General features: G+C 33.5%; 16 protein-coding genes. 4 read left to right on the top strand and 12 right to left on the bottom strand.

Annotated features, from left to right (window positions below):
• Window positions 1-8 precede the first annotated feature (8 nt).
• Window positions 9-1,763 carry an NADH-dependent [FeFe] hydrogenase, group A6 gene (locus V6137_RS02785; protein ID WP_425446360.1) on the top strand — a complete coding sequence of 585 codons (1,755 nt, stop codon included), beginning with the start codon at window positions 9-11 and terminating at the stop codon, window positions 1,761-1,763.
• A gap of 38 nt (window positions 1,764-1,801) precedes the next feature.
• On the opposite strand, the gene V6137_RS02780 is transcribed toward V6137_RS02785, so the two are convergent.
• Window positions 1,802-2,953 carry a YibE/F family protein gene (locus V6137_RS02780; RefSeq protein ID WP_425446359.1) on the bottom strand — a complete coding sequence of 384 codons (1,152 nt, stop codon included), beginning with the start codon at window positions 2,951-2,953 and terminating at the stop codon, window positions 1,802-1,804.
• A 67-nt stretch (window positions 2,954-3,020) separates the two neighbouring features.
• On the bottom strand, window positions 3,021-4,490 hold the full coding sequence (locus V6137_RS02775; RefSeq protein WP_425446358.1) for an alkaline phosphatase: 1,470 nt from the start codon (window positions 4,488-4,490) through the stop codon (window positions 3,021-3,023).
• 196 nt (window positions 4,491-4,686) lie between these two features.
• Here V6137_RS02775 and V6137_RS02770 point away from each other — a divergent pair, with 196 nt between their 5' ends.
• Window positions 4,687-5,589 (top strand): LysR substrate-binding domain-containing protein, encoded by a 903-nt coding sequence (locus V6137_RS02770; RefSeq protein ID WP_425446357.1) that lies wholly within the window; start codon window positions 4,687-4,689, stop codon window positions 5,587-5,589.
• A 154-nt stretch (window positions 5,590-5,743) separates the two neighbouring features.
• Here V6137_RS02770 and V6137_RS02765 read toward each other — a convergent pair whose 3' ends face one another.
• A complete protein-coding gene (locus V6137_RS02765; protein ID WP_425446356.1) occupies window positions 5,744-6,037 on the bottom strand; it encodes a YerC/YecD family TrpR-related protein in 294 nt (97 codons plus the stop codon).
• A 212-nt stretch (window positions 6,038-6,249) separates the two neighbouring features.
• Here V6137_RS02765 and V6137_RS02760 point away from each other — a divergent pair, with 212 nt between their 5' ends.
• Both V6137_RS02760 and V6137_RS02755 read left to right on the top strand, forming a co-directional pair.
• Window positions 6,250-6,504 (top strand): hypothetical protein, encoded by a 255-nt coding sequence (locus V6137_RS02760; RefSeq protein WP_425446355.1) that lies wholly within the window; start codon window positions 6,250-6,252, stop codon window positions 6,502-6,504.
• Between the two features lie 165 nt (window positions 6,505-6,669).
• Complete coding sequence (locus tag V6137_RS02755) at window positions 6,670-6,867, top strand: hypothetical protein (RefSeq protein ID WP_425446354.1); 198 nt, start codon at window positions 6,670-6,672, stop codon at window positions 6,865-6,867.
• 111 nt (window positions 6,868-6,978) lie between these two features.
• Here V6137_RS02755 and purD read toward each other — a convergent pair whose 3' ends face one another.
• The 9 genes from purD to V6137_RS02710 form a co-directional block, all read right to left on the bottom strand.
• Window positions 6,979-8,250, bottom strand: coding sequence for a phosphoribosylamine--glycine ligase (gene purD, locus V6137_RS02750; protein WP_425446353.1), 1,272 nt, complete (start codon window positions 8,248-8,250; stop codon window positions 6,979-6,981).
• 518 nt (window positions 8,251-8,768) lie between these two features.
• Window positions 8,769-10,301: a bifunctional phosphoribosylaminoimidazolecarboxamide formyltransferase/IMP cyclohydrolase gene (purH, locus tag V6137_RS02745; RefSeq protein WP_425446352.1), complete on the bottom strand. Its 1,533-nt coding sequence runs from the start codon at window positions 10,299-10,301 to the stop codon at window positions 8,769-8,771.
• Window positions 10,302-10,557: 256 nt separating this feature from the next.
• Window positions 10,558-11,145, bottom strand: a complete 588-nt coding sequence (gene purN / locus V6137_RS02740; RefSeq protein WP_425446351.1) for a phosphoribosylglycinamide formyltransferase — start codon at window positions 11,143-11,145, stop codon at window positions 10,558-10,560.
• Window positions 11,133-12,170, bottom strand: a complete 1,038-nt coding sequence (purM, locus tag V6137_RS02735) for a phosphoribosylformylglycinamidine cyclo-ligase (protein WP_425446350.1) — start codon at window positions 12,168-12,170, stop codon at window positions 11,133-11,135. Before purM ends, purN begins: the two co-directional genes overlap by 13 nt.
• A 193-nt stretch (window positions 12,171-12,363) precedes the next feature.
• Window positions 12,364-13,752, bottom strand: coding sequence for an amidophosphoribosyltransferase (purF, locus tag V6137_RS02730; protein ID WP_425446349.1), 1,389 nt, complete (start codon window positions 13,750-13,752; stop codon window positions 12,364-12,366).
• 14 nt (window positions 13,753-13,766) lie between these two features.
• Window positions 13,767-14,471: a phosphoribosylaminoimidazolesuccinocarboxamide synthase gene (gene purC, locus V6137_RS02725; protein WP_425446348.1), complete on the bottom strand. Its 705-nt coding sequence runs from the start codon at window positions 14,469-14,471 to the stop codon at window positions 13,767-13,769.
• 1 nt (window position 14,472) lies between these two features.
• The gene (purE, locus tag V6137_RS02720) at window positions 14,473-14,997 is read right to left on the bottom strand and encodes a 5-(carboxyamino)imidazole ribonucleotide mutase (protein WP_425446347.1); all 525 of its coding nucleotides are present in this window, start codon (window positions 14,995-14,997) and stop codon (window positions 14,473-14,475) included.
• Window positions 14,990-16,222, bottom strand: a complete 1,233-nt coding sequence (locus V6137_RS02715) for a 5-(carboxyamino)imidazole ribonucleotide synthase (RefSeq protein WP_425446346.1) — start codon at window positions 16,220-16,222, stop codon at window positions 14,990-14,992. The genes purE and V6137_RS02715 overlap by 8 nt, the downstream gene beginning before the upstream one ends.
• 210 nt (window positions 16,223-16,432) lie before the next feature.
• Window positions 16,433-20,182, bottom strand: a complete 3,750-nt coding sequence (locus V6137_RS02710) for a phosphoribosylformylglycinamidine synthase (protein ID WP_425446345.1) — start codon at window positions 20,180-20,182, stop codon at window positions 16,433-16,435.
• Between the last annotated feature and the right edge of the window lie 65 nt (window positions 20,183-20,247).

The raw sequence follows: 20,247 nt of genomic DNA, 5'->3' as shown, positions 1-20,247 counted from the left end.
GTGATATTATGGTTGAAAAGGGAAAACTAATTAATTTTAAAGTAAATGATAAAGAAATAAAAGTAAAAGAAGGAATAACTATATTAGAAGCATCTCAACAGGTAGGGGTTAAGATACCAACTTTATGCCATCTTGATTTACATGATTTTAAGATGGTTAATAAAACAGCTTCCTGTAGGGTTTGTATGGTTGAGGTTTCCGGTAGAAATACCCTTGTTCCAGCATGCGTTACTAAGGTAAATGACGGCATGGAAGTTAAAACCCATACTCCTAGAGCTATTAGAGCTAGAAGAATGGCCGTTGAACTATTGCTTTCTAACCATCCAAATGAATGTTTTACATGTCCTAAAAATACCGATTGTGAACTCCAATCCCTAGCAGCTGAACTAGGTGTTAGGGAAATAAAATGGGAAGGGGAACGAATGGATTATCCCAAGGATCTATCCAGTGATGCCATAGTCAAGGATGCCAATAAGTGTATATATTGTAGACGTTGCGAAACCATGTGTAATGAAGTTCAAACCTGTGGTATATTATCAGGTATTGGTAGAGGGTTTGAGTCCTTTGTAGGTCCCGCCTTTAATATGCCCATGGTGGAATCATCCTGTACCTACTGTGGTCAATGTGTTCAAGTATGTCCCACCGCTGCATTAACAGAGGTTAATCATACAGACAAGGTCTGGGAAGCAATAAATGATCCCGATAAGCATGTTGTGGTTCAAACTGCTCCAGCCATTAGAACTGCTTTAGGTGAACTATTTGGCATGGAGGCTGGAACCCTGGTTACTGGAAAAATGGTTACCGCCCTTAGGGAAATGGGTTTTGATGGAGTATTTGATACTGACTTCGGAGCTGACCTTACCATTATGGAGGAAGCCTCTGAACTTATATATCGCCTAGAAAATAATAAGACCCTTCCCATGCTTACAAGTTGTTGTCCTGCTTGGGTTAAGTTTATAGAGCACCAATTCCCAGAACTTTTAGATGTACCATCTACATGTAAATCTCCCCATATAATGTTTGGTACAATAGCTAAAACATATTATGCAGAAAAAAATGAGTTAGATCCTGATAATATCGTAGTAGTTTCAATAATGCCCTGTATTGCAAAAAAAGCAGAAGCTAAAAGACCGGAACTTACAAAGGATGAGCATAATAATGTGGATATAGTTGTAACAACTAGGGAACTAGGTGCCATGATTAAAGAAGCGGGTATTGACTTTGTAGGTCTTTCCGATAGTGAGTTTGATAAACCTTTAGGAGAAACCACTGGAGCATCAGTTATCTTTGGTACAACAGGAGGAGTTATAGAAGCCGCAGTAAGAACAGCATATGAATGGATAACAAATGAAGAGCTAGAAGATGTTGAGTTCCATCAGTTAAGGGGATTTGATGGATTACGTAAAGCAACGGTTGAAATAGGGGATAAAAGTTTAAACATAGGGATAGCCCACGGACTAGGTAATGCTAGAAAACTTTTAGAAGAAATAAGGGAAGGAAAGTCTGAATATCACGCTATAGAAATAATGGCTTGTCCTGGAGGTTGTATCGGTGGTGGAGGTCAACCCTATCACCATGGAAATGCTGAAATAGTAAAGAAACGTCAAGAGGCTATCTATAAAGAGGATAGAAATAAAAAGATTAGAAAATCCCATGAAAATAAAGAAGTCTTAGAACTCTATGAAAAATATATAGGAGAACCCTTTAATGAAACTGCCCATAGGCTTTTACATACCCATTATGAGGAAAGAGAAAGGATATAAACCAAAGTTGCCTAGGCAACTTTGGTTTATATTGTCAATTAAAAGAGAAAGTACCGTGTAGAAACTTCTTTCCTTATCTTAAACTCCCTTTGAAGTATCCATCCTGCAAATATAGCCGTTATTGGGGCCACCAGTACTAGACCTATGCTCCCCACCACCGTTCTCATTATTTCCGCTGCAACTATTTTTAGGTTTATAATTCTAACAAAACTAGAATTTTTAGTCATAAATAACATAAGGAGTGTTAAATATCCTCCCGAATAGGCTAACAATAATGTGGTTGTCATAGTTCCTATTACTGCCCTTCCTATATTAAATCCCGATTGTATTAGTTCCTTTGTGGTTATATCTGGCTTTTTTATTTTTATTTCTGCCATAGATGCCGATACATCCATGGCTATATCCATAGCAGCCCCCGATGCCCCTATTATTATTGCTGCATATAGTATATGCTTCATATTTAAATCTAAATGCCCACTAAAAACAAGGGTTTCCGAAAAGGGTGCTGTCATACCATTTAGTCCTAATTTTTCCCCAAAGAAAACTGTTATAACTATTGTTATTAAAAGTCCTATAATAGTACCTATAAATGCGGAAAATCCCTTCTTGGTAAAACCGGCAATAGAAAAGATTATTATCCCCGATAATAACATTAATATTAATACCGATAATACCAATGGATTTTTTCCTGCTAAAAGCCCTGGAACTAGGAATTTCCATATTATAAATAGACTTGCAACAAATGAAAATAGGGCTTTAATCCCCACAAACTTTGCATAAACTATTAAGCAAAATACAAATATTCCAAACATAGCAAGAAGCCAGTCTTTTCTATAGTGTTCCACCACCACTGCATCCCTTATCTCATTATCCTTCTCCATAATTGCAATAATAATCTTATCATCCCTTTCAACAAAGGTATCAATATCTAACTTCCCAATTAGGTTACTATATCCATCTATTATTTTCCCCCTATATTTTCCTTCTAAGATTTCAACCTTTATATCTTGATGACCTATTCTAGATAATCCCGATTGGACCACTTCATTATTATTAACCTCTAAAACTCTTCCTTTTACTTCAGATATATTTTTATTAGTTTCTTGCTTTTCATTGTCTGTATAAATAAAAACCCCCATAATAAATACTATAATAGCAATTATAATTAAAATAGGTCTAGCCTTTTTCATGGTAAATACCCCTTTCCTATTTAACTAATATATTTAGGGCTTGGATATATCCAAGCCCTAAATATATTTAATCTAATGTAATACTTAATAACCTAGCCATAGTCTTAGCTATCTCAGTGTTATCTTTATATCCACTGAAATTTTCAGCTCCCACTCCCACAGCTGACATTGGTATTTGAGTTCCTGAATGGGCATATGTTGTCCACTGGATATTTGCTCTTTCAGATACCACATGGGCCGTTGCCATTCCTACGGGATCATATCCTCCATATACCTTTGCCCTTTCTTCATCTTTATTATCAACGATATCCATTGCCTTTTCTATTTCAGATTTTTCACTTTCAGTTAGGTCATTTAAACGTAATTTTTCACTTATATACTTCAAGTATTTTTCTCTATCATTATCAAATTGATTTGTATATGCTCCCATAACTGTGTCAGCTATGGATACTTTGGCATTTAAAAGGGGTTTCATATCTAAGAAATAACCATTTCCAAATCCTAATCCCATACCACCGGTTTCATGGTCTCCAACAACAACTATTAGTGTTTCCTTGGGATGTTTTTTATAGAAATCATATGCCTTTTTAACAGCATTATCAAAGGCAAGGGTATCATGGATGGCACCAACTGGATCATTGGCATGACAGGCATGGTCTATCCTTCCACCTTCAACCATCATAAAGAAACCATCTTTATACTTAGATAAAACATCAATACCTTTTTGGGTTATCTCTGCTAAACTTGGAGTTTTGTTATCATTTACCCTATCTATTTCATAGGGAAGATGACTATAGTCAAATGTTGCTATAACCTTATCTTCTTTATTAGGAATATAGTTTCTAAAATCCTCTGTCTTATTATCACTTTCAAATACTTTATATCCCTTTTGGCTAAATTCTTCCAGTAAATTTCTGCTGTCTTCCCTCTTTGATTTACCCCATTTCCACCCCTCTGGTACAAAATGTCTATATCCACCACCTGCAAAAAATTCAACTCCACTATCTAAATATTCTTCTGCTATTTCATTTGCATTGTATCTACTTTCGTTATGGGAAGCAAAGGTTGCAGGGGTAGCATGGGTAAGCCTAGTGGATGTAATAATTCCCGTTGCCATTCCCTTTTCTTCTGCCCCTTCAACTAAAGTTTTTAAATCCCTTCCATCTGGAGTTTGGGATATGACCTTATTATTAGTCTTATGCCCTGTGGCAAGGGCAGTTCCTGCAGCGGCTGAATCTGTTATTAAACTATCTGAGGAATATGTAGTATTTATACCTGCCACTGGTAAACTATTTATTAATAACTTCTTTGACTTATCTCCTGTCTTCTCTTGTAAAAAAATTTCAGCGAACTGTCTTTGGGATGCCCCTAATCCATCTCCAACAAAATAAAACACATATTTAGGAGACTTTTCTCCCGATGCTTCTACAACATTACCCTTTGTTATATCATTACTTGTTATTGTGAAACTTGAAAATATTAATGCTAAAAATAGTACTGCTATAATCCCTTTTGATAAATACTTTTTAATATCCATTTAATCAACCCTTCCTTTATGTTTTATGTTTTACATTAAGTAGTATAAATTACTAATGTTATATTGATCTTAATTAATTGTTATATAATGGTTAAATTGCTTTATGATTGTTTAAAATATATCTATCCATGATTTTTAAACAATCCCATGGTATAATTAATTTAACATTTTAAACTTAATTAGTTAGGGTGATATTATGAATATAGATTATTTAAAGGCTTTTTACACAACGGTTAAATCCAACAGTATATCTAAGGCAGCAAAAAAACTCCATTTAACCCAACCGGGACTTAGTATGCAAATACAATCCTTAGAAAGGGAGTTGCAGGTAAGTCTTTTAAACAGAAGTAATAGGGGAGTAGAACTAACAGAAGCGGGAAAAATAGTATTTAACTATTCAGATACAATTCTTTCTCTAAAGGATAATCTTGAAAGGGATTTAGAAAACCTAAAAACAAATAAAAGACAATTATCAATAGGTGCCTGTAAAGCTATAGGTGAATATGCACTTCCCTGTAGTATATATGTCTATAAACAGGATAATGAAAATGTGGATATTAACTTGCAGATTTCTAATACTAAAGATGTTATTCAAAATTTAATAAATAGGACTGTAAATATAGGTATTATCCACAGCAACGTGGAATCACCTCAATTAAATATCCAAAAAATCACTTCCGATAATCTAGTCTTAGTTACATCATTACCCCTTGTAAAGGACAAAATATCCATTAGTGAACTTATTAATTTACCCCTTATATTTAGGGAAAAGGGTTCTGGAACTAGGTACACTATAGAAGAAGACCTAAATAAACATGGTATAAGCTCAAATGATTTAAATATCGTATATGAGTTAAATTCTATGGAGGCTATAAAATCCTCTGTAATAGCAGGCAAGGGAATGGCTTTTATTCCAGAAATGTCAGTTAAAAGGGAGTTATATAATGGTACCCTTAAAGAAATTGTAATAGAAGAACTACAAATAGTATCGGATTTTTCTGTAGCATATATGAAAAATACAGAATTAAGCCCCTGTGAAAGGGACTTTATAAAGTTTATCAAGTCTTCTAAAAGGGGATTTTGTCAAGAGGATTTTTAAAAAAGCGGTCTTTGACCGCTTTTTTAATTGACAGTTGACAATGGACAATTGATAATTAAAGGTACAAATCGGCTGAAGCCGATTTGAATTGATATTTTACGACCAAAGGGAATGAAATTACCTTAAATTGTCAACTGTCAATTAATTTAATGTATTATTCTTCTAATTTATCAAGTACCAAATTATAACCATCTGCTCCATAGTTTAATGCTCTATTTATTCTACTAATGGTTGCTGTACTTGCTCCGGTTTTTTCTTCAATTTCGTTATATGTTTTATGTTTTCTAAGCAATTTAGCCACCTGTAATCTCTGAGCAATAGATTTTAATTCCTTTATTGTACAAATATCTTCAAAAAATCTATAACATTCGTTCATATCATCTAATTTAAGTATTGCTTCAAATAATTCATCAATATGTTCATCCTTTACTTTAGAAGTATAATTCAAGTTTTCACCCCCACAATATTTAGCTTATCATAATAAATTAAAATTTTCCATTTAACTTAAATATATGTATTACACCAAAATATTAAATTAATATCTATCTTTATTATAACCTAGTTTATATTAATTTTAATAATTATTTAAGAGAATGTAAACAATATTTTTAAGGGATTTTTATTTATATTAAAATTGTTATCCCTAAAGGAGGGGAATAGTTGATAAATAATAACAAAACTCCAAGAAGTAAGAATGGAATGGATATTATTTTAGAAACTTACAATTCCCACAAATATCCTGTCATAAAAAATCAGATAAATGCCGTTGTTTTCCCTTGGAATATGCAACGGGATGTGGATGCAATAGATTCCATGAGATTTTCAGTGGAAACCAATGAAAAAACAGAAAAAAGGGGAATAAATGGTATACCTGAAGTCTTTGAAAAGACTGGTAGAACCGGGCTTTTAGAGTGATAAATTTTTTCTAAAAATTTGTCATTCATTCCCTTTATATTGCATATTATATACTAGGGACATTTACAGATTAGTTGGGGGATTATAAATCCTCCAACAGTTTAATTTGACATTAGTTAAAAATTAGAATCTTTATAGCAACTATTCATTTAAAGGGGTGATTTTATGTGTTCTACTATGGCTAAAAAAATGGATACTATAAGTGGACTTATTCGTTTTGAAATATATAATACCAGTAATATTAACAATAAACAAGATTATTTTTCAGAGGATATTACCCCAGACATTAATATAAATGAAATTCCAAACTTCTTTAAAATCCAAGTATCCAATAGAAATAACTCTAAAGCCAATATTAAATAAAAAAAATAGATATTTGCCTACGGCAAATATCTACATTATCTATTCTTCAGTGTTTTTTATTCTAACTAGCTTCGACTTCAGTCGAAGGTTTCCTTATCTATTCTTCATTCTTTATTCTCTATTCTTTATTTTTACCTTTCCTATATCTGTCCTGTAAAATTTCTTGTCATAATTTATCTTTTCTATATTATCATAAACTTTTTTTCTAACATCATCTAAATTTTCTCCCAATGTCGTTACAGCCATAACCCTTCCCCCATTGGTAACTATATCTCCATCTTCATATTTTGTTCCTGCATGAAATACTATTATATCATCATCAACATTATCTAATCCTGCTATAGTTTTACCCTTTTCATACTTTTCTGGATACCCCCCTGATGCTAGTATTACACACATGGATTTTTTATCACTCCATTTTAAGTCATCACTAGTTAATTCTTCATCTAGTGTTTTTGTAAATATGTCTATTATATCACTTTCAAGTCTAGGTAATACAACCTCAGTTTCAGGATCTCCCATTCTTACATTAAATTCTAATACCTTAGGTCCATTTTCTGTTATCATAAATCCTATAAATAAAACCCCATTATAATTAAGACCTTCACTATTTAGTCCATTTTCTATATTATTAATAACATCCCTTTTTATTTCTTCTAGAATTTCTCTTTTGAATATTATATTAGGTGAAAAACACCCCATTCCACCGGTATTAAGTCCCTCGTCTCCATCAAATGCCTTTTTATAGTCCTTGGCACTTTCCATAGGTATTATTTTATTATTTGAAACAAAACATAATAGGGACAATTCTATTCCATCTAAAAATTCCTCTATAACTATGTTACTTCCCGATTCTCCAAACTTTTTATTTTTCATCATATTTTCTAAACCTAATACAGCATCTTCTTTTTTATCACATATTAGTACACCTTTTCCAGCTGCCAAACCATCCGCTTTAATAACTAAAGGATAATTAAAATCCTCTAACCCCTTTAATGCACTATTAAAGTCACTATAGGTTTCATATTTAGCTGTAGGTATAGAATACTTTTCCATAAAGTTTTTTGCATATATTTTACTTCCTTCTAATAAAGAACAAGCCTTATTTGGACCAAATATTTTGAGGTCTTCTTCTTCAAATCTATCTACTATTCCCTTCACTAGTGGAACTTCTGGACCAACAACTGTCATATCTATGTCTTTTTCCTTAACAAAGTTTAAAAGCCCCTCTATATTTTCTGGCTTTATATCTACACATTCTGCTAGATCCCTTATACCCCCATTTCCAGGAGCACAATATATATTTGATACCTTATCGCTCTTTGATATCTTCCAAACAATAGCATGTTCCCTAGCACCAGAACCGATTACTAAGATTTTCATTTTATAACACCCCCGTTTTGTTAGAGAATAGAGAATAAAGAATAGAGAATAGATATGGTGCAAAGTGGCTAGAGGCCACTTTGTTCTTATTATAATTTTACCAATGAAGCGAGTAAAATCTCCCTATCTATTCTTTATTCTCCATTCTTTATTCTTTATCTTTTCCATATTTCCCAGGAAATTTCCTTTATTTCTCCTAAATCGTCAAATTAAAAAGTCGAAACAATTTCATTATCATTAGTTTAATGTCTCTCTTCAGACAGAGCTTGCCTTGTCCCTATGTTTTTAGTTTTCTTATTTATCCATTTCTCTTTAATATAACGTAGCTTCGAATTCATTCAAAGGTTTCATTATTTATTCTCTATTCTTCATCATTTATTCTTTGCTTTTAAAATTCTTCTTTCTTCTTTACCCACTCTTCTTTAATCCGTCCCTACAAATTTAAATTTTACGACCAGAGGGAGTAAAATAACCTTATCTATTCTTTATTCTCTATTCTTTATTCTTTGTTTCAAAAGTTAATGTTTAAAGTGTCTAACTCCCGTAAACACCATGGCTATGCCATACTTATTAGCAGCTTCAATTGATTCTTCATCTCTAATGGAGCCTCCCGGTTGGATTATTGCTGTTACTCCTGCTTTGTGGGCTTCTTCTACACAGTCTTTAAATGGAAAATATGCATCTGATGCCATAACACTTCCCTTTATTCTATCTTCCCCTTGTTTTATTGCGTTTTCAAGGGCCCATATTCTACTCACCTGTCCTGGTCCAACGGCCACTGTTCCCTTATCTTTGGCTAAAACTATTGCATTTGATTTGGTGTTCTTTACTGCCTTCCAAGCAAATAATAAATCTTCCATTTCTTTATCCGTTGGCTTTTTATCTGTTACTATCTTTAGCTCATCATCTAATAGCTTTATATCCCTCTCTTGAACCAGTAGTCCACCTAATACTTTCTTAATATTATAGTCTTTATAATCATTTTTACTTATATTATCAAGTTTTAATATCCTTATATTCTTTTTACTTTTAAGTATTTCTAAGGCCTTTTCACTATATGATGGTGCCACAACTACTTCTATAAATATTTCATTTATCAATTTAGCCGTCTTTTCACCTACTTCACCATTTGATACTATTATTCCTCCAAATATCGATACTTTGTCACATTCATAGGCCTTTTTATAAGCCTCGTAGATATTTTCTCCGCTACCTACTCCTGAAGGATTACCATGTTTTACTGCCACCACTGTTGGTTCTTCATATTCTTTTAGTATCTCAAGGGCTCCATTTGTATCGTTTATATTGTTAAATGACAATTCTTTTCCATGGAGTTTTACAGCATCTGATAAAGTTCCCTCTGTATCCTTTATAGATGTATAATATGCAGCTTTTTGATGGGGATTTTCTCCATATCTCAGATTTTGTTTTTTCTCAAATGTTAAGGTCATGGTTTCCGGTAATTCTACATTTGTTTTTTTCATAAAATAATTTGATATAAGGGTGTCGTAATTACTTGTATGAAGGAAAACCTTAGCAGCTAAATATTCCCTAGTTTTTTCAGTTGTTTCTTTATTATTTTTAAGTTCTTCTAATACTTTGTGATAATCTGTTGGGTCCGATATAACAGTTACAAATCTATAGTTTTTAGCAGCAGCCCTCAACATTGACGGGCCTCCTATATCTATATTTTCTATTATTTCTTCATGGGTAACATCTTCTTTTAATATTGTTTCTTTAAATGGATATAGATTGTTAACAACCATGTCTATTGGAGGTATATCTAACTCTTCTAATCTTTCAGTATGTTCTTTGTTATCCCTTAAATATAAAAGCCCACCATGTATTTTGGGATGTAGTGTTTTTACCCTTCCATCGAAACATTCAGGAAACCCTGTTATATTAGAAACATCAGAAACATCTATACCATTTTCCTTTAATATCCTTTTCGTTCCCCCAGTTGAGATAATATCCCACCCTAGGGTTACTAATTCCTTTGTAAATTCAACAATACCAGTTTTATCATATACACTAATTAATGCTCTTTTCAATTTGAAAACCCCCTTGGCCGAAGCATGGCTTCGGAATTTTAAATTGTAAATTTTAAATTATAAATGTAGTATTTCTTAGTTTTTGGTTATTAGTTACTTTTATTTTTTAAATCAATTTTATTTTCGGCTCATTCCCGCCACTTACCAGGGCGGAAGGCTGAATATATTCAGCCCCTACATAATAGAATCTGTAGCTTCGAATTCATTCGAAGGTTTCCTTATCTATTCTTTATTCTCTATTCTTTATTCTTTACTTTTAACTTTCTTCTTTAATTTTAATTGCCTTTATAAGGATTTCATGTTCAACCTCCAAAACCTTCTTCTGAAGACTATCTACATCGTCATCGTCTTCGACCCTCACCGATTCTTGGATTATTATTGGCCCTGTGTCGGTACCTTTGTCTACATAGTGGACTGTGGCACCGGTTATTTTTACTCCCCTTTTTAATACTTCTTCGTGGACTTTTCTTCCATAATATCCTTTACCGCAGAAGCTAGGTATTAAAGAAGGATGAATGTTTATTATTTTATTTTCAAATTCATCTATAAATTCTTCTGACAATATTTTTAAATATCCTGCTAATACTACTAAGTTTATATTTCGCTTTTTAAGCTCAGATATTATTTTATTATTATACTCTATGTCGTTTGAAAACTCTTTCCTATTTATATATATATTATCTATATTATTTTTCTCAGCTCTGACTAGTCCATAGGCTTCTTTCTTATTAGATACAACCACTTCTATTTTTCCATTTATATAACCATTTTTTATGCTGTCTATTATTGCTTGAAGATTGGTTCCTCCTCCAGATATTAAAACAGCGATTTTTAGTGGTGACATATTTTTATATCTCCTTTACCCTTTACTATCTCACCCATAAGGTAGTACTCTTCATCTTTATTGTCTAAAAAGTCAGTTATATCATCAACATCATCTTTACTAACTGCCATAACTATCCCTACACCCATATTAAAGGTATTATACATTTCATCTATATCAATATTTCCTAATTTTTTTATAAAACTAAATATGGGAAGCTCATCTATTTTTTCAGTTTGTACTATTGCATCAACATTATCCGGTAACATTCTAGGAATATTTTCATAGAATCCTCCGCCTGTTATATGACTTATTCCCTTTATATCAAATTTATTTACTAAATCAATCAATGGTTCTGTATATATCCTTGTTGGGGTTAAAAGTTCTTCCCCTAGGGTTTTACCAAGCTCATCTATATAATCATTAACATCGTATCCCTTTATATCAAATAATAGCTTTCTTACAAGGGAAAAACCATTACTGTGAACTCCTGTTGAAGGAAGACCAATAAGGATATCCCCTTCTGTTATTTTAGATCCATCTATTATTTTTTCCTTATCTACTATACCCACTGTAAAACCTGCCACATCATATTCTCCATCACTATATAACCCAGGCATCTCAGCAGTTTCTCCACCTATAAGGGCACAACTCCCCTTTATACACCCATTGGATATTCCCTTTACTATTTCCGATGCCTTTTCTGGTTTTAATTTTCCTGTGGCAACATAATCAAGGAAAAATAATGGTTCTGCCCCTTGGCATAATATATCGTTTACACACATTGCAACGCAATCTTCCCCAATGGTATCATGTTTATCGGTCATAAAAGCAACCTTAAGTTTAGTACCTACCCCATCTGTTCCAGAAACTAAAATAGGCTCTTTATATTTTTCCTTATCAAGTTTAAATAAACCGCCAAATCCACCGATATCCGATACAACTCCATCGGTAAAGGTTTTCTTAACATGATCCTTTATTAAATTAACAGTCTTATAACCGGCCTTAACATCAACCCCAGCATCTTTATATGTTAACTTTGACATAATATTACCCCCTTTTATTTAGATAATAGAGAATAAAGAATAGAGAATAGATATGGTGCAAAGTGGCCAGAGGCCACTTTGTTTTTATTATAAGTAAATTTTGCGACCATCGGGAGTAAAATCTCCTTATTTATTCTTTATTCTCTATTCTTTATTCTTTATTCTTTCCTTTGAGTTCTTTATTCTCTATTCTTTATTCTTTGTTTTTCGGAACTTCCATGGGATAGTCTCCATTGAAACAGGCTAAACAATATCCTTCTTCCCTTCCAGTTGACTCAATTAAACCTTTTATTGATATATAACCTAGACTATCGGCGTTTATCATATCTTTTATTTCCTCTACCGGTTTAACTGCTCCGATTAGGTGTTGTCTATTTGGTGTGTCTATACCAAAGTAGCAGGAGTATTTAACAGGAGGAGAGCTTACCCTTACATGTACTTCTTTAGCACCAGCCTTTTTTAGCATATTTACTATTCTTCTACTTGTGGTACCCCTTACTATGGAGTCGTCCACTAGGACCACCCTTTTCCCTTCTATATTTTCCTTTAATACATTTAATTTAAGCCTTACTCCCTGTTCCCTTAGTTCCTGGCTTGGTTGTATAAATGTTCTTCCCACATATCTATTTTTTATAAGCCCCTCAGCATAGGGTATCCCAGACCCTTCTGAAAATCCTATGGCTGCGGCATTTCCTGAATCGGGAACGGATATAACAACATCGGCATCTACTGGATATTCCTTTGCAAGTACCTTTCCTGTTCTTTTACGGAAATTATATATATTAATATCGTCTAACACACTATCGGGTCTTGAAAAGTATATAAGTTCAAATATACACATATTTTTTTTACACCATTTATTTGATGGGATACTCTTTACTCCGTTTTTATCTATTACTACTATTTCTCCCGGTTCAATATCCCTTACTAATTCTGCACCTATGGTATCTAGGGCACAACTTTCTGAAGCAAGAACATATCCATCATCAATTTTACCTAAACATAGGGGTCTCAATCCATGGGGATCCCTTACTCCTATTAATTTATCTTCGGTCATAACAGAAAGGGCGAATGCACCCTTTAGGATCTCCATAACCTTTCTTATGGCCTTTTCTATTCCGAATTTGTGATACCTTGCTATTAAATTTGCAATAACTTCACTATCAATGGATGTTTGAAATACTACGCCATCCTCTTCCAACATATCCCTTATGGTGTCGGCATTTACAAGATTTCCATTATGGGCTAAGGCAAAGGAACCCTTTCTATATTGAACAACAAGGGGTTGGGCATTATATGCATAACTTTCCCCAGTTGTTGAGTATCTTACATGACCTATACCGATATTCCCATTTAATGACTCTATAGTATCATCATCAAAGACTTCAGTTACAAGTCCCATATCCTTGTGGTAATCTATTTCTCCATCCTTAGCTACAGCTACTCCGGCACTTTCTTGACCCCTATGTTGAAGGGCTAAAAGTCCAAAGCATAACATATTGGTAATATTACTATCTTCTGTATATATACCAATAACACCACATTCTTCCTTTAGTTTATCAAGCTCTATTCCTTGGTACATATGGACCCTCCCTTCTAATTATTTTCTAGTCTATTTAATACCTCTTCATATACCTCTTCTACATCTCCTAGATCCCTTCTAAATCTATCCTTATCTAGTTTCTTATCACTTTTTTTATCCCATAATCTACAGGTATCCGGTGAAATCTCATCGGCTAAGATGATTTCCCCTTTATGAATTCCAAACTCCAATTTAAAGTCAACAAGCTTTATATTTCTTTCATCAAAAAACTTACAAAGTATATCATTAATTTTTAATGAATAGTCTTTTATTGTCTCTACCTGCTCTTTAGTTGCAAGATTTATTGCCTCTATATGATATTCATTAATCATTGGGTCACCTAGTTCATCCTTTTTATAACAAAATTCAAGAACTGTGGAGTCCATTTTAGTTCCCTCTTCTAAACCTAACCTTTTTGCCAATGACCCAGCGGCAATATTTCTTGCAATAACCTCTAGGGGTACTATTTCCACCGATTTAACAAGCATTTCCCTTTCTCCAAGAAGTTCTTCAAAATGGGTAGGTATCCCTTCTTTTTCTAATAAAGAGAACAGTATAGCTGACATTTTATTATTTATTATACCCTTTTTTTCTATTGTCCCCTTTTTCACACCATTAAAAGCCGTTGCATCATCCTTATATTCAACTATATATTTATCACCATTATCAGTTCTAAAAACTTTTTTAGCCTTTCCCTCATAAACCATTTCCCTTTTCATTTTAAGCTTTACCCCCTTTTAAATACTCTTCATACCCCATAACTTCTACTTTATCAGCAATATCCTCAACCTTTTTTCTTAATCCCTTTTTATACTCTGCTACCTTATCCCTTACACTGTTATCTTTAATACCGATCATTTCTGCAGCTAAAATTCCGGCATTTTTAGCTCCATTTATAGCAACCGTTGCCACAGGAATTCCTCCGGGCATTTGTACAATCGAAAGTAAGGAATCTAATCCACTTAATGAAGATGTCTTTATAGGTACCCCTATTACAGGAATCTCACAAAGAGAGGCTATCATCCCAGGAAGGTGGGCTGCTCCCCCTGCCCCAGCTATAATAACATCAAGTCCCCTATCCCTTGCTGTTTTTCCATAGTCTACTAATCTCTCTGGGGTCCTATGGGCCGAAACTACTGTTAACTCATAATTTATTCCTAAATCATCTAATATCTTTGCTCCTTCCTGCATTACAGGTAAATCTGAATCACTTCCCATTATTATACCTACTGATTTATTATTCATTATTAGCCCCCTTTTTACTAATAGCTTTTAATATGTTCTTCACATCATTAGACTTCTTTATGGCCCTCTCCCTATCTTTATCTACAACTGTTACATGGCCCATTTTCCTAAAGGGTTTAACTTCACTTTTGCCATATATATGAACATTTACCCCTGGGATTTCAAGGGCTTCGGTCATTCCCTTATAATAGGGCTCTCCATATTGATTTTCTTCTCCTAATATATTGGTTACTACAGATGGCAATATTAATTCTGTAGACCCCAATGGTAATCCACAAATACATCTAATATGTTGTTCAAATTGAGATGTAGTGCAGGACTCTATTGTATAGTGTCCCGAGTTATGGACCCTAGGTGCTATTTCGTTTATAAGTATTTCATCATTTTTAGTTAAAAACATTTCAACTCCAAATACCCCTATACCATCAAAGGCCTTTATACATTCCAAAGCCAGCTTTTTAGCCCTTTTTTCTATATCCTTGGAAACCTTAGCCGGGGCAATTATTGTATCGCAAATATTTTCTCCATGATTAAAATCCATTTCCACCACGGGAAAAGATTTTATATCTCCATTGATATTCCTTGAAACCATAACCGCCAGTTCCTTTTTAAAGTCTACATATTTTTCCCCAAAGCTATCCCCTTTTAAGGAATTCTTAAAATCATCCTGGCCATTAATAACTTGAACCCCTCTGCCGTCATATCCCCCACAACATGCTTTCTGTACAAAGGGCATACCTAAGTTATTGGCTGTCTTTTCTATATGGGTTATTCGTTCCCATTTAGATGTGGGTATATTGTTTTTATCTAAAAATTCTTTTTGCTTAGATTTATCCTTTATGATTTCTAATATCTTAGGAGATGGAAATATTTTATGACCTTTATCCTCCAGTTTTGATAATACTTCAGTATTAATATTTTCTATCTCAAAGGTTGTAACGTCACATTTTTTCACAAGTTCTTTTATTTTATCTTCATCATGAAGATCCCCTTCTATATGCTTATCAGCTATCTTCTTACAGGGAGAATTTTTAGATGGATCTAAAACTATAACCGTAAAATCCATTTTCTTTGCTTCCTGTATTAACATCTTACCCAGTTGACCCCCACCAATTATACCTATCTTAATAGCCCTTGGATTCACATAATCACCCCTTATCCATATTATTATACCGGGGAATGAATTCCCCTCTATATCATCTAGGTCTATTTCCTTTGAATTCATTTATAATACTCTATTATATTCGGACAAAGTAAGGAAAAATGGGAGCCATCCCGCAGGATTTGTGAAAATATAGAATAAGGGAGAAAATCGTTAGAATTCCACTGTTTGACCGTAGGGAGTTTGGAATTCTATTTTCGACCGTTTCTATATATTTTCCAAATCCGAGGACTGGCGGACATTTTTGCTTACTTTGTCAATATGCTGTGAGTATTATTTATAGTACTCTATTCCTGCTTCAAATATCTTCTGATCATTGTTCCCTGGGATATTTCTATATAAGTTACCCCTTCTTTCTGAATGTGCCATTTTCCCAAATACCCTACCATCGGGACTGGTAATACCTTCTATGGCATATACAGAACCATTGGGATTATGACTGGCATATTGGGTTGCAATCTGTCCATTTGCTTTCATCTTTTCTATATATTTTTCATTGGCCATAAATCTTCCCTCGCCGTGGGATATTGGTATAGTATGGATATCCCCAACGGATACTTTACTTAACCAAGGAGATTTATTTGATACAATCTTAGTTTTTGCTATAGAAGAAATATGTCTACCTATTTTATTAAAGGTTAATGCCGGTGCATCCCTCTCTAAATCCCTTATCTCCCCAAAGGGAACTAAACCAAGTTTTATAAGGGCTTGAAATCCATTACAAATTCCGAGGATAAGTCCATCCCTATTATTTAATAAATCCATAACCGCCTCTTTTATCCTTGGATTTCTAAATACTGTGGCAATAAATTTACCAGATCCATCGGGTTCATCCCCTGCACTAAAGCCCCCTGGTAATGCGATTATTTGGGAGTTATTTATTTTTTTCACCATCATATTTATTGATTCCTCTATGTTATTTCCTGTTAAGTTTTTAAATACAAAGCTATCCACAGCACCGCCGGCAACTTTAAATGCCTTTTCAGTATCATATTCGCAATTTGTTCCTGGGAAAACTGGAATAAATACCCTTGGCTTTGCTATATTTATTTTAGACTTTATTTTCTTAGTCTCTTTTCCCTTATATATAATCTTTTCTTTATCATCAATTTTTTCATTATTTAGTTTAAATATTCCATCTAAAGGTTTTAACCAAGTATCAATAGCTAAATCTATATCTATTCTTTCATTATTAATGTTTATAGTCTTTTCATTATTTGTTTTTCCTAAGTTAACATAATCTATATCAGTAAATATATCCTCTAAGTCTTCATTATTATTAACTTCTAATATGATAGAACCATAATCTGGCTTAAATAATCTACTAACATCCATATCTTTATCAAAGTTAACACCTATTTTATTACCAAAGGTCATTTTGCTAATGGCTGAAGCCATTCCACCATATCCCACAGTATGGGCTGATATAACATTCTTATTTATAATAGCTTTATGGATTACCTTAAAGTTTTTCTTTAAAGTATCAAAGTTTGGCATTCCATCGTCCCTTTTATCCATAGTTATAAGGACCACATTATTATTTATCCCTTTAAACTCTGGGGATATTATATCTTCCACATTTCCTATTCCCACTGCAAAACTTACTAGAGTTGGTGGTACATGTATGTCTTTAAATGTTCCCGACATACTATCTTTTCCCCCAATAGCTGGAATATCAAGTTCTTTTTGAGCTTCAAATGCACCTAAAAGGGCGCTAAAGGGTTTTCCCCATTTACTTTTATCCTTTCCTAGCTTTTCAAAATACTCTTGTAACGTAAGTCTTACATTACTATAATCTCCCCCCATAGCTACAACTTTAGCTATGGAATGAACAACTGAATAAACCCCTCCATAAAATGGACTCCATTTTGATAGTTTAGGATCAAAACCATGGCTCATAATTGTACAGGTATTGGTATCTCCATTTAAAACTGGAACCTTTGCAACCATTCCCTCCGTTGGTGTCAGTTCATATTCTCCACCAAAGGGCATTAGTACAGTATTACCTCCTATGGTACTATCAAATCTTTCTACCAAGCCTTTTTGACTACCATTGTTTAAATCCTGTAAATTCTCTAACCATAAATCCTTTATACACCTATTCCCTTTATCTATCATCTTAGGTAATCTATCAAGATAGTTATTATTTTCATCAGGAGCACCTACTAATACTTCTGTTTTTTGTTTTGCTCCATTTGTATCTAGAAATTCTCTACTAATATCTAATATATCCTTTCCATTCCAACTCATCTTAAGTCTTCCTGTGGAAGTAACCTTAGCTACAACAGTTACCTCTAGATTTTCATCTTCACAGTAACTATTAAATTTATCAAGATTTTCTTTATCTATAACAACTGCCATCCTCTCTTGGGATTCCGATATGGCAAGTTCTGTTCCATCAAGTCCTTTATACTTTTTAGGTACCTTATCTAAGTTAATATCTAAACTATCAGCTAACTCGCCTATGGCCACAGCCACTCCACCGGCTCCAAAATCATTACATCTTTTAATAAGTTTACTTAGTTTAGAGTTTCTAAAAAGTCTTTGTATCTTTCTTTCTGTGGGGGGATTTCCCTTTTGTACTTCTGCTCCGCAACTGGTTATTGATTCCTCTGTATGAATTTTAGATGATCCTGTGGCACCACCACATCCGTCTCTTCCTGTTCTTCCCCCTACTATTAATACAACATCTCCATCTTTAGGTTCTTTTCTAATAACATTCTCCTCTGGAGCTGCCCCTATAACTGCACCTATTTCCATTCTTTTAGCAACATATCCTTCATCATATATTTCTGAAACATGCCCCGTGGCTATACCTATCTGATTTCCATAGGAGCTATATCCTAAGGCTGCACCTTGGGTTATTTTTCTTTGGGGAAGTTTGCCTGGTAATGTCTCTGTTAGTTTCCTTCTGGGATCTCCACTTCCCGATACCCTCATGGCTTGATATACATAGGACCTTCCTGATAATGGGTCTCTAATAGCTCCCCCTAAACAGGTTGCTGCCCCTCCAAAGGGTTCTATTTCTGTGGGATGGTTATGGGTTTCATTTTTAAACATAATAAGCCATGGTTCCTTAACCCCATCTATATCAACATCCACCTTTATGCTACATGCATTAACTTCATCGGAAATATCTAAGTTATCTAATATCCCCTTCTTTCTCTGTTCCTTCATTTCTATTGTGGCTATATCCATTAAAGTCATATCTTTTTTCTTATCTTTATAAACATAATCCCTAGAACTTAGATAGGACTTAAAGGCCCTTTCTACAGCTTTATTATAGACCCCTTCTTCAAACTTAACCTCTTCAATCTCTGTTAAAAACGTGGTATGTCTACAGTGGTCAGACCAATATGTGTCTATAACTTTGATTTCTGTAATAGTTGGATTCCTTTTTTCCTTATCTTTAAAGTATTGCTGACACAATCTTAAATCTTCGTAACTCATAGCAAGGCCCATATCTTCTTTTAAAAGTTTTAATCCTTTTTCATCTTTATCTATAAAACCATCTAATGTAATAACTTCCTCCGGTATTTCAAATTTCTCTATTAATGTAGATGGTTTATCTAAACTTGCCTCCCTTGAGTCCACAGGGTTTATAGTATAATTTTTTATTTTTACAAAATCATCATTAGATATATTCCCCTCTAATACTATAACTTTAGCTGAGTTTATAATGGGCTTCTCTTTCTGAGTTAAAATCTGTATACATTGGGCCGCTGAGTCTGCCCTTTGATCATATTGGCCTGGTAAATATTCATAGGCAAATATTTTAGAATTTTCATCTATTTTTATATCTTCTTCATAAAATATATCAACATTAGGCTCTGAAAAAATGGTTTTTATAGACTTTTTATACTCTTCTTCTGAGATTCCTTCAACATCGTATCTATTAATAACCCTAACTTTCTTTAATCCCTCTATATTTAAATAATCTTTAAAATCCTTATAAAGTTTTTCCCCTTCAACATCAAAACCACCCCTCTTTTCAACAAATAACCTTCTTACCCTTTTATCCATATATCGCCGCCCCCTTTTATTTAGATAATAGAGAATAGAGAATAAAGAATAGATGTGGTTATTTT

It is taken from the genome of Dethiothermospora halolimnae, assembly GCF_037577855.1.
Lineage (GTDB): Bacteria > Bacillota > Clostridia > Tissierellales > VENL01 > Dethiothermospora > Dethiothermospora halolimnae.
The sequence above is the reverse complement of the archived record's forward strand: the minus strand, read 5'-3'. Positions and strand labels throughout refer to the sequence as shown.

Bases quoted from the DNA above. Each gene is read 5' to 3' on its own strand.
- V6137_RS02785 (WP_425446360.1), top strand. From the start codon at position 9: ATGGTTGAAAAGGGAAAACTAATTAATTTTAAAGTAAATGATAAAGAA.
- V6137_RS02780 (WP_425446359.1), bottom strand. From the start codon at position 2,953: ATGAAAAAGGCTAGACCTATTTTAATTATAATTGCTATTATAGTATTT.
- V6137_RS02775 (WP_425446358.1), bottom strand. From the start codon at position 4,490: ATGGATATTAAAAAGTATTTATCAAAAGGGATTATAGCAGTACTATTT.
- V6137_RS02770 (WP_425446357.1), top strand. From the start codon at position 4,687: ATGAATATAGATTATTTAAAGGCTTTTTACACAACGGTTAAATCCAAC.
- V6137_RS02755 (WP_425446354.1), top strand. From the start codon at position 6,670: ATGTGTTCTACTATGGCTAAAAAAATGGATACTATAAGTGGACTTATT.
- purD (WP_425446353.1), bottom strand. From the start codon at position 8,250: ATGAAAATCTTAGTAATCGGTTCTGGTGCTAGGGAACATGCTATTGTT.
- purN (WP_425446351.1), bottom strand. From the start codon at position 11,145: ATGTCACCACTAAAAATCGCTGTTTTAATATCTGGAGGAGGAACCAAT.
- purM (WP_425446350.1), bottom strand. From the start codon at position 12,170: ATGTCAAAGTTAACATATAAAGATGCTGGGGTTGATGTTAAGGCCGGT.
- purF (WP_425446349.1), bottom strand. From the start codon at position 13,752: ATGTACCAAGGAATAGAGCTTGATAAACTAAAGGAAGAATGTGGTGTT.
- purC (WP_425446348.1), bottom strand. From the start codon at position 14,471: ATGAAAAGGGAAATGGTTTATGAGGGAAAGGCTAAAAAAGTTTTTAGA.
- purE (WP_425446347.1), bottom strand. From the start codon at position 14,997: ATGAATAATAAATCAGTAGGTATAATAATGGGAAGTGATTCAGATTTA.
- V6137_RS02715 (WP_425446346.1), bottom strand. From the start codon at position 16,222: ATGAATTCAAAGGAAATAGACCTAGATGATATAGAGGGGAATTCATTC.
- V6137_RS02710 (WP_425446345.1), bottom strand. From the start codon at position 20,182: ATGGATAAAAGGGTAAGAAGGTTATTTGTTGAAAAGAGGGGTGGTTTT.